The following is a 14,703-nucleotide window of genomic DNA, read 5'->3' as shown; positions in this document are numbered from 1 at the left end:
TTCGAAAATTACCCTGACTGTCGGTAATATCAAAGTTTTAAGGGCTAAAAGTGAAGCAATAAACCTATGGAGAGTCTTCTTTGCACCTAAGTATTCTTTTAAAGGAGTCGCAATAACCATATGCTGCCCAAAGTGCCGAATCTTTTTTGATTTCAAGTACATTCTGTCCTGAATCTATGTACTCTTTTGTCGACTCGACCAAAGGATGGTCATAATCTCCTATCTTAATAATCGATTTGTCCCCTGGTATGGTGACTTTGTTTTCATAGTCATAGCAAAAAACGAGAACCTTATCACTAACTTTCAGGTCTAGTTGATGAAAACTGTCCATAGTTACATAGCGCTGGGATGCATACTTACCTTCAATTTCGTCATTTATGTAAAGTACCTTTTCAAGTTGAATGACTCCTTTTTGAGAGGTATAAAGCGGACCTGCCTTTTCATCTGCAGCTTCGAGATGTGTAAGAACCCCGGTAAAGACCAAGCTGTAGGGTTCGCCGCAATAACCAATAAAGGGTCCGGCTTCATCCCACCAATACGTATAAGGGATTTGTAGTGTGTCTTGGGTAAACACAATTTCAATATCACTTTTGGCCGTCTTCTTTTTACATGAAAATATGTATGCCACAGCAAGTAGGCAAAAGACATATTTGCACTTTATGCCCACTCTTGAGGGTTTTGGAGAACTTGCAACAACTTTTCTTCTTCACTGTCCTTCGTTGGGTGATGGTCATACCTCCACTGCACATGAGGTGGCAAACTCATCAGAATGCTTTCTATTCTCCCATTGGTTCTAAGGCCGAAAAGCGTACCCTTGTCGTGTACTAGATTGAATTCTACATAGCGTCCTCTACGTATTTCTTGCCAATCACGCTGCTCTTTGGTGTAGTGCAAATCTTTTCGTTTTATAACGATTGGTATGTAGGAGTTTAAAAAGCTATTACCTACACCGGTAACAAAGTTGTACCAGTCCTCCATAGTAAAATCCTCCTGTGCTTTACAGTAGTCGAAAAAGAGTCCGCCAACCCCACGGGCCTCGTTTCTATGGGCATTCCAGAAATATTCGTCACATTTCTTCTTGTAGGTGGAATAGAATTCTGGTTGATGCGCATCGCATACCTGCTTGCAGACTTCATGAAAATGCCGAGCATCCTCTTCAAAAAGATAATAGGGCGTAAGATCTTGACCGCCTCCGAACCATTGATCTACAATGTCCCCATTTTGATCGTACATCTCAAAATAACGCCAATTTGCGTGAACCGTTGGTACCATGGGATTCTTGGGGTGCAATACCAAACTCAATCCGCAGGCAAAGAAATCGGCATCTTTTACCCCAAAATATTTTTGCATGCTATCAGGTAGCTTGCCGTGAACTTTTGAAATGTTGACACCGCCCTTTTCAAATACCTCTCCATCTTCAATGACCCTGGTGCGACCACCGCCGCCTTCTTCTCGAATCCATTGATCTTCATGAAATTTGCCAACGCCATCAACCTCCTCTAATTTCGAGGTAATGGTATCTTGAAGATTTTGAATGTAGTTGAAAAACGTTTCTTTCATGAAGTTATCGACTTTGAGCTTGTTTTAGGGGCAAAAGTACGCTTTAAAAGTAAAGCCTCGATAAGGGCCAGACCGCAATAGTAGAACACGCCAAATGCCATAGCGGAGTGGGGCAGGTCGACAAATGCGCCTTCATACTTTAAATCTTTACCATAGCCGCTTAAACGTATAAATTCTTCGGTAAGGCCTAGCTTCGGAATATAATCAGCGCCGAAAACAAAGATAAAAATCATAAAAAAGTACATCATAGCTGCCATCACCGACTTATAAAAAGCCCTGTTTCTAATTTCTATAGAAACATCTGAAAAGGCAAATCGCATTCGGTTGAAAACAACCATGAGATAAATGTACATGACCGTATTGTCGTCTAGGGCATTATTCATAGCCCAAGCAAAGACGCCATAGAAAGGTATGAGTACAAAAAGAGATATTTTTTTGGGCATAACGGCCATAAAGACCCCTGAATGTACCATGATGAACTCAAATATCATGAGTAAAGAAAGGGTGCCCAACTGAGGAAGGTCATCCATAGTCGGGTGATGCCAAATAGAGAAAAATTGATAGGCGATGACTACATCCATTAGTACACCGGCATATTCAAACTGCCTATCGTATCTTTCAATAATCCTCATCATCGATTAGCGTAGAGTTCGAATAACATCATATCCAATGCATTTTCATTTGGCGGAGTATGAGCCTCTTTGAGAATCTTTACGTAACTAAAACCACAATTCATGGCTACCCCGATGCTGGCCTTATTCGTATGATGAACAATTATTTGCAAGGTTTTGAGTCCGACCTTCGTAAAAGCAAAGTTTACCGTTTGCTTGATGGCTTGGCTCGTCCAACCCCTGCCTTCATATTCACTATCAATACAATAAGCGAGCTCACCTTGCCAAAGGTCTCTGTCGATATTTTTCAGAATGACCAGCCCAATTACCGATTTAGTCTCTTGCTCCCTGATGGCAAAAGTGAATTCAGATTGATAGTCGAATTCAACGTTTTTCAGCAAAATAAATGCTTTTGAAGCCTCTTCTGTTAAGTTTTGGGCCAATGTCATTGGAAAAAACCTTTCAAACCTCTCACTATTCTTCACCATAAGTCGTGATAGTGCCGCTGCATCATCGGCAGAGAGTTGATCTAATAAAAAGCCAAGGTTTTTGTGGTTCATATTAAACGGCAATATCGTCTCTTAAAGCCTTTTTTTCATCGGTTTGCAGCTGTTTTGCCCAAAGGGCAAGACCAAAAGTAAGTACCCCTAACCGACCGATAAACATAAGAACGATGATAATAAGCTTACCTAAGCTGCCCAAATCACCCGTAATACCTGTGCTGAGCCCCACGGTTCCTAAGGCCGAGGCGACTTCAAATAACAAGTCTTCAAATCTAAAATCTTCAATGAATGAGAGTGCAAAGGTTCCTAGAGCAATTATACTAGTGTAAAAAATAAAAGAGGAGGTGGCTACGTACAATCGTTCGTAAGGTATGGCCCTACCGAAGAACGTAATTCTAGTATGGTTTCGAAGCCTACTTTTCATAATGGCGATCACTGCTGTCAGGGTGGTTATTTTCATACCTCCGGCCGTACCGGAAGGAGATGCACCCACGTACATCAGAAATATGGTCACTAAAAGCATGGGAAGTACAAAAGCCCCATAATCAACCGTGTTGAAACCCACGGTGGTCATGGCAGACATACTTTGGAAGAATGCCGCCCAAATACGTTCGCTACCATTCAACTCACTAATGGTCGGTTCGTAGATGTAGAAAAAGAGAAAGCCCATGGTCAGTAAGGTCAAAGATCCCATGAGAATAATTTTGGTCGTAAAGCTGAGCTGATGGTTTTTTTCCTTAAGAAAAAGCACGAAATCGGTAACTACGATAAACCCTAAAGAACCAGCAATCGCTAAGAAAGAAGTGGTGCTATTGACCAGTAAATGGTCGGTATAAGTGGTTAAACCCGATTCAAAAAGACTAAAACCGGCGGTGCAAAAAGCGCTTATACTGTGAAAAAGTGCATTCCAGAAGGTCTGCCAGAAACCTAGGCCTAAGGGATTGAAAGAAATATAGTAGAGAACCGTTCCGATAGCTTCCATTATCAAGGTAAAAAAGATGACCGACTTAAGAAAATCACTTATCTGGATAGTTCTGGGAAGTGTAAATTCCGTCTTAAGAATATTTTGATGCCATCGGGTCATCTTTCTAGAGGTGGAAAGAATCATAAAGGTGGTAAAGGTAAGATACCCTATGCCCCCAAGTTGGATCAAGCCCAAAATGACCAGTTGGCCAAAAAAATTATAAGAATGGATGACCGATACCGTTGCGAGACCCGTTGTAGAAACTGCAGAGGTAGCAACAAACAAGTTGTCAAGAAATGACACGGGCACTTTTTGAAGCCAAGGTATGCACAAGAAGAGCGTGCCAAAGACGACATAACTCAAAAAGCCATAAAAGAGGTTTTGCTGCGGACTCAGACCTAGCTTAAACCTTAAGTACCTTCCTGAAATTACCTTTAAAAGGCTCATGTACAGCTCTAGTTAGCTTATTGGCCGTATTCTTTCACGGCGTCTATAAATGCCTTGGCATTGTCCAATGGTATGTTCGGTAAAATGCCGTGACCGAGATTAACAATGTATTTGTTCTTACCAAATTCGTTGATCATCTGGGTCACCATTTTTTTGATTTCCGAGGGAGGTGATAACAATCTGGCTGGGTCAAAATTGCCTTGTAAAGTGATGTTGCCACCACTGAGGTAACGTGCATTTTTGGCAGAACAGGTCCAGTCGACCCCAAGGGCAGAAGCACCCGATTTTGCCATTTCTCCCAAAGCGAACCAACAACCTTTTCCGAAAACGATTACGGGAGCCTCTTCTTTTAGGGCATCGATAATCTGTTGTATGTATTGCCAGGAAAACTCTTGATAGTCGACAGGAGAAAGCATTCCTCCCCAAGAATCAAAAACCTGTACGGCATTTACGCCAGCCTTCACTTTTGCTTTCAGATACGCTATAGTAGTGTCGGTAATTTTCTGAAGCATGGCATGTGCAGCATGCGGTTGGGTAAAGCAGAATTCCTTCGCTTTGTCAAAACTTTTGCTGCCCTGGCCTTGTACACAATAGCAAAGGATGGTCCAAGGTGAGCCGGCAAAACCGATTAACGGAATTTCATCGTTTAGTTTCTCTTTGGTAGCCTTGATAGCTTGCATCACATAATTCAAAGCATCGTTTACATCAGGAACGATTACTTCATCAACATCTTTCGGGGTGCGAACCGGGTTTGGTAAGTAGGGACCAAAATTGGTCTTCATCTGTACCTCGATATTCATGGCTTGAGGGATTACCAAGATATCTGAAAATAGAATGGCCGCATCCATACCGTATCTACGAATGGGCTGTACCGTTATTTCAGAGGCTAGTTCGGGAGTTTGGCAACGAGTGAAAAAATCATATTTTTTCTTTATTTCCATGAACTCGGGCAAATACCTGCCGGCCTGCCTCATCATCCATACCGGTGGTCTCTCGACCGTTTCTCCGTTCAGGGCCCGTAGGAATAAATCGTTTTTTATCATTTTCTTAATTCAATGTTCTTAGTAATCAGTTAGAATTTGATGACTATTTGATGAAAGTTATTTGTTGTTGATTGCCGCCATATCAAAAGTCGCGAATGTTACTTTAACTTTCGGCTAATAATCGCCATTCACCAATTCAATTACACTTTCAGCCGTCGGTATCTTCGCTACCTTCACCTCCTTAAAATGTTTTCTCGCTTCTTGCGCTGTAGATTCCCCAATGCAATAAGCTATTTTATCTGAACTGTTCTTTAATATGTAGCTTTCGACCGTACTTGGGCTGAAGAACATAACGCCCTCTACCTCTTCACCAATTTCAGATGGAGATAATTTGGTCGCGTAGGTTTCCACCTCGTTCACCGTTATATTGTTTTTGCCCAAAATCTTCGGTAATTCATCCATTCGAATGTTGCTACAGAAGTAGGTAACTTCTAAACCCTCCATATACTCCACCAAATATTCCGCCAACTGTTGGGCATTTTTGGCTTGATGCTTGACAGGACCTATACGGTTTTCGATGAGCCGTTTGGTCTTTCGGCCCACACAATAGATATTTTTAAATTTTAATTCGCCGGAACTTTGGGTAAATAAGGTTTCTACGGCATTTTTGCTCGTAATGATTACATTTTCATGTGGTTGATTGAGCAATGTTTTTGGCAAACGGTTGGGGCTGATTTTGATAAAATCTTCACTTTTGACCGTTAGACCTTCCTTGAATAATTGTTGTTGGTCTTGTGAGAGATTTTTGGTCGAAAAGACCTGTGTCTTGAGGACTCCTACGCTTGATTGGTTGACTAGCACCTTTCCGCCGCGGGCTAGAATGCTATTGGCACAATCCTTTGCCAAATTTTGATGCTTTCCTAACGGAGCTGAAAAGTCTGCCTCCAGCTTTTTTTGTCCGTCATAAGAGAGCAATACCCCTTTTAACGTTACCTGCTCATTTTTGTCTATTGATGCGTGTGCGCCGATAGGGGCCGTACATCCACCTTCCAAAATTCTTAGAAATTCTCGTTCAAGCTGGGTGCATAGAGCAGTAGGTTCATGATTCAGAGCGGCACAGGCTTCTCTAATTTCTGGGTCGTTTTCCATAGCCACTACTACAATGGCACCTTGGGCAGGTGCGGGCACCATCCATGTCAAGCCGATGGTGTTTTCTGGCTTCAGCCCAATTCTTTGGAGACCTGCACCGGCAAATATGGCGCCGTTCCAATCATTGGTCTTGAGTTTTTCAAGCCTGCTGTTCACATTGCCCCGCAAATCGACTACCGTGTGAGTTGGGTAACGATTGAGCCACTGTGCTTTTCTACGTAAACTGCCTGTTGCTATTGTGGCATCGCGCTCGGCCAAGAATTCTTCGTTATTCTTATAGGCTAGAATATCGTAGTGGTTGCCTCTTTCTAGAACGGCCGCCTGAACAATACCCTTTGGTAACGCCGTAGGAACATCTTTCATGCTATGAACCGCAATATCGATATCGCCATTGAGCATTGCAATGTCTAACGTTTTGGTGAAAATTCCGGTAATGCCAAGTTCGTAGAGAGGTTTGTCAAGTACAAGGTCGCCGGTCGATTTTACGGGTACTAACCTTGTTTCATGACCCAGCGCCTCAAGCTTGTCCTTTACGGTATTTGCCTGCCATAACGCCAATTCGCTATCGCGGGTACCGATTCGGATGACTTTGCTCATGGGGTTTCTATTTCGAGTTGAAAAACTTTTTGAATAAGTTCAAGACTGATATCCGCATCGACATCATCGTCTTTTAGATGGTTGGCGAACTGCTTGGTGATTTTTTGAATAATTCGGTTAGAGATGACATCGGCATGGTGCTCATTGAAATCGTTGAGCTTTTTTGATTGGTAATCCATCTCTTCATCTTTCATGGTCTTAAGCTTCTTTTTAAGTGCTTTGATGACCGGTGCGAATTTGCGGGTCTCTAACCATTGAATGAAATCATGCTTTACCTCTTCGATGATTTCCTCGGCATGCGGAATGTACTTCTTTCTGCGTTCGAGCGTATCATCGGTAATCTGCGAAAGATGATCTAAATGAACCAAGGTGACATTGTCCAAATCCGTAACATTATCCGACACATTTTTTGGAATCGATAGGTCAAGAATGAGCAATGGTTTTTTGGTGTAGATCAGTTCTTTTGAAATGGTAGGTGATTGAGCACTGGTAGCAACTATCAATACATCGGTATTTCTAATTTCGGTCTGCAGGTCACCGTAATCTTTTACCAGAAGATTGAACTTTCCAGCTATTTTTTCAGCCTTATCTTTGGTTCTATTGATAAGGGTTATGTGATTGTTTTTGGTGTGCTTGATAAGGTTTTCACAAGTATTTCGGCCAATTTTGCCTGTACCGAAAAGCAAAATGTTCTTCTCCGATACTTCAGGAACATTTTCAATTATATAGCGTACCGAAGCAAAAGCTACAGAGGTAGCCCCTGAAGAAATCTCTGTTTCGTTCTTAATACGTTTGCTCGCCTGAATTACCGAATTGCACAAGCGCTCAATAAAAGGGTTCGCAATACCAAACTTTTTCGAACGGGCGAAGCTCTGCTTGATTTGGCTAATGATTTCAAAATCACCCAATATCTGACTATCCAGACCGGTACCCACCCTGAAAAGGTGCCCAATTGCCTCGTTGTTTTTGTAAACATAGGCCACATCTTGAAATTCTTCAACAGAACCCATGGTGTTGTCACAAAGCAATTTGATAAGCTGAAAAGGGTGTTGGGCAAAGCCGTGTAGTTCGGTGCGGTTACAAGTAGAGGTCACCAATAGCCCATCGATACCCTGTGCCTTGGCCTGCATTAAAATGCGGTCAATAGAACTAGGGTCTAAACTGAATTTGCCCCGAACCTCTGCATCTGCCTTCTGGTAACTCAGCCCTATGGTGTAAAACGAACTATGTCTTGAAATATGGTAATCTTTCATGAATGCTTACAAAGCGGCAACAAAAATAAGGGGCTATCTTCTATAAAAATAACGCTAGAGGTACAATAAGTGTCGATTCGGGTTTTTTTGGTCAAAATGAAAGGTAAATACGCTGAAAACCAATATTTTTGTAGTAAATACACTGTCTGGCAATCATTCTATTTAGAACGTTTCTAAATAGACGGGAATTAAATTCATGATTTTAATATGGAAAAAAATGTCGCTGTAGGTTCGTTTCAAGAGGTACTTATCGAAGATGGATTTTACGTTCTAAAAATTCAGAACGATGGTCTTGATATGCAAAAGGTAACCCGAGATATCAAAAGTAGTTTTATACAGTTTCACTTTTGTTTGAAGGGCAGTGCCAAGTTTATATTTAATGATGGGCGGTATGCCCTAGAGGTTTCCGAAGAAAATTCATTATTGCTTTACAACACGCAAATGGATTTGCCCATGAACCTGGAATTGAACCCTAATTCGTGGATGGTATCGGTGGTGATGACCATACGTAAATTCCATTCCTTGTTTTCAAAAGAGGCCGATTATATACCTTTTTTAAGTGCAGAGAATAAAGATAAAAAGTATTATTCTCAAGAGGGCGTAAGCCCGGCCATTGCCGTTGTCTTGAGCCAGATAATGAACTACAACCTACACCCGTCTGTAAAGGAACTTTATATCAAAGGCAAGGTGTACGAGCTCATTTCGCTCTATTTCAACAAGAGCGATGATGCCGATATTGAACAATGTCCGTTTTTGGTCGATGAAGACAATGTTCGACGCATAAGAAAGGCGAAAGAAATTATAATTTCAAGAATGGCCGAACCCCCGACCTTAAATGAGCTGTCAGATGAAATCGGACTCTCATTAAAAAAGTTGAAGGAAGGTTTTAAGCAGATTTATGGAGATTCGGTTTATAGTTTTCTATTTGACTACAAAATGGAGTACGCTCGCAAAATGCTGGAAACTGGTCAGCACAATGTTAATGAGGTAGGCCTAAAAGTAGGTTACAGCACGGCCAGTCACTTTATAGCCGCTTTTAAAAAGAAGTATGGCACTACGCCTAAAAAGTATTTAATGGCTTTGGCCACGAATTAATCATAAATTCACATTTTGCTGTTTATAAATAGGGGTTAAAATTATAATCATCAAACTTTAAGACGAAAAAATAAGTTTTTTTCAAAAAAAATGCGGAAGGGTTAATTTTTTTCAATCAAATTTAGAACTTTGTATTCCGAGAAACTATAGCTTGGTATTTACCCTAAATCCTTCCCTCGAAAATGAAAGAAAGACCACTGTTTGGCCTGCTTTCCCTTACAATTATTTTATTATCCCTTATTATTGTCGCTTGTCAAAAAGACGAAGAGCAACCTACTGAGGAAATGATATTACCGGATATAGCACTTCCGGAGCCTCCTAAAAGATTGACCGCAAACACAGTTACAGATTCTTCGGCCGTTGTGACGTGGGAGAAGTCTTCGAACCACGAAAAGGTCGCCTATTATGTGGTCTATCAAGATAGTATTGAGGTCTTTAGAGATACTGTTACCCAATATTGGGCCAAAAGTTTAAAACCCGAGACTTCCTATCAATTTTTAGTTAGAACAACCGACAAAACTGGTAACCAGTCTACCTTCAGTGAGGAATTACTAGTAGTAACCAAAGCTATGGATTCTGTGCCTCGTGATTCTGTCAATATAGATAGCCTTAATCCTTTCAGTGTTTTGTTGTTGACGCCGAAGCTGAAAATAGATAGTATAATGCCTACGAGCGTTCAACTAAGTTGGAGCACAGATTCTAACCTTTCATCAGTAAAAGAGTTTAAACTGTTTCAAGATTCTACTGAGGTCATTGCCTTAAAAGAAACGAAGTATACCGTTCGGGATTTATTGCCTGAAAGCGAGTACTCTTACTATGTAGTGGCCATAGATGGGCAAGAAAAAAGCACAAGGCCTAGTAACATAGTTGAAATAATTACCAAGCCAGCAGAGGCAGTGGTAGATACTTTACCTCCACCTGCGCCTGTAGGTTTGCGAAGCACCAATACAACTTCTAATTCGATTGATTTGTCATGGAATTCTATGGCGGATAGTCTACAAATTACCGCATTTAGGGTTTATCAAGACTCGATATTGCTAGGTGTTGTAAAAGATAATCTTTATCAAGTAAAAGATTTACAGCCCCAAAATGCCTATGGTTTTGCAGTAACTGCTTGGGATAACGAAGAAAGAGAATCGCCTTTTTCAGAAATTTTGCGTGTAACAACTTTGGAGGATGAGGTAAAGGATAGTGTTTCAACCTTGCCTTTACCACCTGACAATTTACGAGTCATTGAAGTAGGCTCTGAATCTCTCTCTTTTGAATGGAGCCAACCTTCCGATACTTTGTCGGTGCAAGAATTTCGCGTGTTTCAAGATGATGTACTCATTGGGTCTACATCAAACACTTCTTTTGAGGTAAATTCCCTTTCTCCAAAAACTACTTACAGCTTTACCGTATCGTTAGTGGTTGAAGATGGACGAGAGTCCCCCAAAAGTGAAAATTTATCCCTGACCACAGAAGAAGAAAGTAGCTCGCCAGAAGAAAGTGCACCGCCTGTTCCAACCAGTTTATCGATTTCCAATATTTCTAGCAGTTCAATGGAATTGCACTGGGAAATTACAAAGGACAGCGCGATTAGTGTATTTAAGGTGTATCAAGACGGTATATTCAAAGCAAATACAGAGAAAAGCCCCCTGAACATTATAGATTTAGAAGCTGAGACCACCTACAGATTTTCGGTCACTTCCATTGGTGAAAATGAGCAAGAATCGGATCAAAGTGTTACCGTAGAGGCCACTACTTTGGCTGAGGTAACTTCACCCAATGATGAAGAGCCTCCGACAGCACCTGCCAATTTATCTTCGGGCCAAATTTCTGAAAATTCGATTACTCTAACTTGGGAAGCTTCATCCGATAATACAACTGTAGCGAGTTATCTGGTCTATCAAAATGGCACTAATATTACTTCGGTTACTTCGACATCTTATCAAGTTACCAATCTAGAAGCTGGTACAGAGTATGGTTTTCAAATAAGGGCAATGGATGAGGCCGAAAACATGTCTGAACCCAGTGCCGAATTGAGGGTGTCGACCCAACCTACAGTAGTAGAAGACACTACTCCGCCTTCTGTACCCCAGAATTTAACAGCTACAGAAACAGCAACAACCACCGTTGATTTATCGTGGGGAAGCTCAAGCGATGATACTGAGGTGATGGGCTATTACATTTATCAAGACAACGAACAAGTAACCTCTGCGACCACTACATCTACTAAAATTACCGGTCTAACACCTTCCACTACATATAGGTTTGAAATTTCCGCCTACGATGCAAAAGGCAATGAATCGGGAAAAAGTTTAGGTATTTCGGTTTTAACCCTTCAGGAGGAAGAGCCTGAGACAGATAAAGTTTTGATTTTTACGAAGACTGTTGAGTTTAGACATTCATCCATTGAAAAAGGGGTAGCCACTTTTCAAGCGTTGGGGCAATCCAATGATTTTGAAGTAGTACAGACCGAAAATAGTGGAGATTTCAATACGACCAATCTGGCACAATATAAAGTAGTGGTTTTTCTTAATACCACGGGGGATGTTCTAAATAGTACCCAACAGACCGCCTTTGAAAACTATATTCGATCAGGAGGTAGTTTTATGGGCGTACACGCTGCTACCGACACCGAGTACGATTGGTCTTGGTACGGGCAATTGGTAGGTGCTTATTTTAATGGCCACCCCAATATTCAGGAGGCCAATTTAGAAGTAGTGAACTCAAGTCATTCTTCGACTGTGCATTTACCCAGTATTTGGACGCGCACTGAAGAATGGTATAATTTTAAAGATATCTACTCAGGAATCAACCCCTTGATTATGCTCGATGAGAGCTCTTACCAGGGTGGAACCAACGGAAATTACCATCCGTTTTCGTGGTATCAAGAATATGATGGTGGTCGAGTGTTTTATACTGCTGGTGGGCACTCCAATGCGGCTTACGATGAGCCTAATTTTAGGCAACATCTTCTAGGTGGCCTTTTTTATTGTTTGGAGAGGTAATTTGGTTAATGATTTTATAAAACCGACCATTGGGTTGGTTTTGTAATTTTAGTAATAGGAAGATTGACTTCAATACTCAGACTAAATACCTTATGAAGCCGGTAAGCCACTAATACTATAGCTTATTCAGTAGTTGTTTTACGTGTTAAAGACTGACTGGTTTGTTGAATAGCTCTTATTGCGGTCGGGCAACCATAATACCCGTGTTTTTTTTGATGCCTTTTAAATATTCCGCTAATGGTTTTTTAGAAACTTTTACTTCCATAGACCCTGTAGAGGCATGTAACAAATGAATGCGTCCATCCTTTTCTCTGGTGGCAAAACCGGTATGGGTAATATCCAACCCGTTAATAGAGGTAGTAAGCGCGATAATATCTCCGCTTTTGATAAGATGTTCGTTTGCTTCAATTTGGTCTTGAGGCAGCATACAAATGCTCTGGTTATTTAAATAATTTTCGGAGGCCTTTATCTTTTCAAAGTTGGTGTCGTCGGATAGAAATGGATATAGGCCTCTATGGGTACTCATAAAGTTGATATCCTTTTTAATTTCTGTTCCTCCTATTTCAGAGGTGATATCCTTGATGATGCCTTTTTTTTCGTTGTTGGCGATCCATTCTGAAAAGTAATGAAGTCGGGAAGCATACCCTGTCAACTCTCCGTCTTTATACCGAATGGTTTCAAGGGTTTCTGTAAAGTCATCAAAATTCGATTTGCCTTGTTTTAAGAGTGTTCCAAATGCCAATACGTTTTCTACGTAAGTGGTACAGTCCAACCCCTGTAAGTTAACGACTAAAGTTTCGGTATCACCTATTTCGAGAGTTTTGGCAACGTAGGGCGTCTTTAGAAAGGTCTTTCCGATATTAATGAGGGTCTTGCCAAAATCGTCTTCCAGAAGGCCCTCAATTTCGACCAATTTATCTTCTACAGCTTGTTTATCCGCTGGGGAGCATGTGATTTGTTGACAATTGGCCAAATTCCAACAGAAAAATAAATAGACGGCTAAGAGGCTTTGGTTAATCTTCATTCAACCAAAGTTAAGAATTACATCTTATTTGTCTGCATACATTGTAATGTGCTGGTACATTGGTTTTGTTTCGTATTCCTCCATATCAAACAAGTGTTTGACTCTTTCAGAATAAGTAGCTCCTTGAGTAGTCAAAGTTGTTTGACTGTAGTTTAATTTTTCTAATTCTAGATTAGGGTGTTTGGCTAATATTTCTTCAGGTAAATGACCAATAATTGGTTTTTCTTTATTTGATCCTTCTATGGTCCAGGCAGTAATGTAATAGGGCTGATTTAATTCATCAACCTCATGTTTCCAATAAGAAGTATAAGCTATATAAGAAATATCTGTCGTGTATTCTAGATGATGAAGGTCATTGTTTACCATTTCGAAATTTGGTTTGGAAATGAAAGGTAAATCTTGCTCTTGTGGAATAGAGTTAAAGTTACCCGTTATGCCATACCCCCATGTATCATCTACCTTTAAGCTTAAAATTGCTCTATAGTCTGGCATTCCTTCTATGAAGCCGAATCGAGCAGTAGATTTTTCACCATAGCTTGTTACTCTTCCCGTGGTCATGTAGCCATTAGGGCTGTTAAGGTCTTCTCTAAATTTGACGAGATAACGTAATTCTTGATGTTCAGGAAGATTTATATCCACGAATTGATCAAATTTGCTAAAATCATTAAAGTCTAAAATAATATCTGAGTCTAGTTGTGGGGTTTTGAAATAGGTGTACCTATAATTTCCAGAGAAATCTTCAATGTAAATAAAGTATTCTTCGTCTCTCTTGAAATTTCTATTTGCTAATACATAAGTATCCGTATCAATATCGAGGTCAAATACGCCATAATCTCCGTGGTTATTGGAAACAGCCATTTGAGATACTCCATCAACATTGTGAACATATATACTATAATTGCCTCGTTCACTATTGTTCTTAGAAACTCTTTGGTAGAGCTTATCCCCTGACTTTATCTCTAGGCTGTTAGTTTCCTCGCTTGAGTCTTTCTCGTTCGTATTAGTATGTAGAATCAGACCTTTTTCTATTCCTGTGAAGCTGTTGATTACGTTAAAGGTCCCATATTCCTGATTCGAATTCATTCTTGCTAATGTGACGGTTATGCTGCTTACATCTACAAGAGCAGAATCCAGTTTTTCAAAGACAAAGGTTTCATTGTTCTCAAAAGCTTTGTAATCAAGTAGTTTTCCGTTCTGATCATGCAATATTATATAATTGTCATTATCTTCTGAACTATACATTTCACCAGAATTAAAAGTCAAATAAGTAATCAGTTCGGGTTCGATTGCTTCTTCCGGTTCTTCAGTTTCTTGTTCTTCTTCTATTTCTTCACTAGGTTCTTGAACCTGTTCGAAATCTGTGACTTCTTCGATAACCTCCGGTTCCTCACAATTAATAAATACCAATAAGGAAAAAAATAATAGGCAACAGTGTCTAATATTCATGAGCTAGGGTTTAAGCTTGGTGAAAGTAGACAATCTCGAAAACGTTGTAGGAAAAATTCGTTTAAAAGCTTTTAAACG

At 40.4% G+C, this 14,703-nt stretch carries 12 protein-coding genes; 2 read left to right on the top strand and 10 right to left on the bottom strand.

Annotated features, from left to right (window positions below; genetic code table 11):
* Positions 1–64: 64 nt before the first annotated feature.
* The 8 genes from IL356_RS03210 to hemA all read right to left on the bottom strand — a co-directional run bounded on the left by IL356_RS03210 (position 65) and on the right by hemA (position 8,067).
* Positions 65–667: a hypothetical protein gene (locus tag IL356_RS03210; protein ID WP_162987776.1), complete on the bottom strand. Its 603-nt coding sequence runs from the start codon at positions 665–667 to the stop codon at positions 65–67.
* The gene (gene hemF / locus IL356_RS03205) at positions 658–1,560 is read right to left on the bottom strand and encodes an oxygen-dependent coproporphyrinogen oxidase (RefSeq protein ID WP_121847237.1); all 903 of its coding nucleotides are present in this window, start codon (positions 1,558–1,560) and stop codon (positions 658–660) included. The genes IL356_RS03210 and hemF overlap by 10 nt, the downstream gene beginning before the upstream one ends.
* Positions 1,557–2,195: a hypothetical protein gene (locus IL356_RS03200; protein WP_121847238.1), complete on the bottom strand. Its 639-nt coding sequence runs from the start codon at positions 2,193–2,195 to the stop codon at positions 1,557–1,559. Before IL356_RS03200 ends, hemF begins: the two co-directional genes overlap by 4 nt.
* The gene (locus IL356_RS03195; protein ID WP_121847239.1) at positions 2,192–2,731 is read right to left on the bottom strand and encodes a GNAT family N-acetyltransferase; all 540 of its coding nucleotides are present in this window, start codon (positions 2,729–2,731) and stop codon (positions 2,192–2,194) included. Before IL356_RS03195 ends, IL356_RS03200 begins: the two co-directional genes overlap by 4 nt.
* Position 2,732: 1 nt before the next feature.
* A complete protein-coding gene (locus IL356_RS03190; RefSeq protein WP_121847240.1) occupies positions 2,733–4,085 on the bottom strand; it encodes a TrkH family potassium uptake protein in 1,353 nt (450 codons plus the stop codon).
* Positions 4,086–4,102: 17 nt separating this feature from the next.
* Positions 4,103–5,128 carry a uroporphyrinogen decarboxylase gene (hemE, locus tag IL356_RS03185; protein WP_121847241.1) on the bottom strand — a complete coding sequence of 342 codons (1,026 nt, stop codon included), beginning with the start codon at positions 5,126–5,128 and terminating at the stop codon, positions 4,103–4,105.
* Between the two features lie 114 nt (positions 5,129–5,242).
* Positions 5,243–6,814, bottom strand: a complete 1,572-nt coding sequence (gene hemC, locus IL356_RS03180; RefSeq protein ID WP_121847242.1) for a hydroxymethylbilane synthase — start codon at positions 6,812–6,814, stop codon at positions 5,243–5,245.
* The gene (gene hemA / locus IL356_RS03175) at positions 6,811–8,067 is read right to left on the bottom strand and encodes a glutamyl-tRNA reductase (RefSeq protein WP_121847243.1); all 1,257 of its coding nucleotides are present in this window, start codon (positions 8,065–8,067) and stop codon (positions 6,811–6,813) included. Before hemA ends, hemC begins: the two co-directional genes overlap by 4 nt.
* Positions 8,068–8,274: 207 nt before the next feature.
* Between hemA and IL356_RS03170 the strand changes: the two genes are divergently transcribed.
* Together IL356_RS03170 and IL356_RS03165 are read left to right on the top strand one after the other, a co-directional pair.
* Positions 8,275–9,162: an AraC family transcriptional regulator gene (locus IL356_RS03170; protein ID WP_121847244.1), complete on the top strand. Its 888-nt coding sequence runs from the start codon at positions 8,275–8,277 to the stop codon at positions 9,160–9,162.
* 182 nt (positions 9,163–9,344) lie between these two features.
* Complete coding sequence (locus tag IL356_RS03165) at positions 9,345–12,155, top strand: ThuA domain-containing protein (RefSeq protein WP_121847245.1); 2,811 nt, start codon at positions 9,345–9,347, stop codon at positions 12,153–12,155.
* A gap of 175 nt (positions 12,156–12,330) precedes the next feature.
* On the opposite strand, the gene IL356_RS03160 is transcribed toward IL356_RS03165, so the two are convergent.
* Positions 12,331–13,179, bottom strand: a complete 849-nt coding sequence (locus IL356_RS03160; RefSeq protein WP_121847246.1) for an N-acetylmuramoyl-L-alanine amidase-like domain-containing protein — start codon at positions 13,177–13,179, stop codon at positions 12,331–12,333.
* Positions 13,180–13,203: 24 nt separating this feature from the next.
* Positions 13,204–14,625 carry a hypothetical protein gene (locus IL356_RS03155; protein ID WP_162987777.1) on the bottom strand — a complete coding sequence of 474 codons (1,422 nt, stop codon included), beginning with the start codon at positions 14,623–14,625 and terminating at the stop codon, positions 13,204–13,206.
* Positions 14,626–14,703: the final 78 nt, after the last annotated feature.

The sequence above is a fragment of the Euzebyella marina genome, from assembly GCF_014855515.1.
Taxonomy (GTDB): Bacteria; Bacteroidota; Bacteroidia; order Flavobacteriales; family Flavobacteriaceae; genus Euzebyella; species Euzebyella marina.
This window is presented reverse-complemented; position numbering and strand designations above follow the sequence as displayed.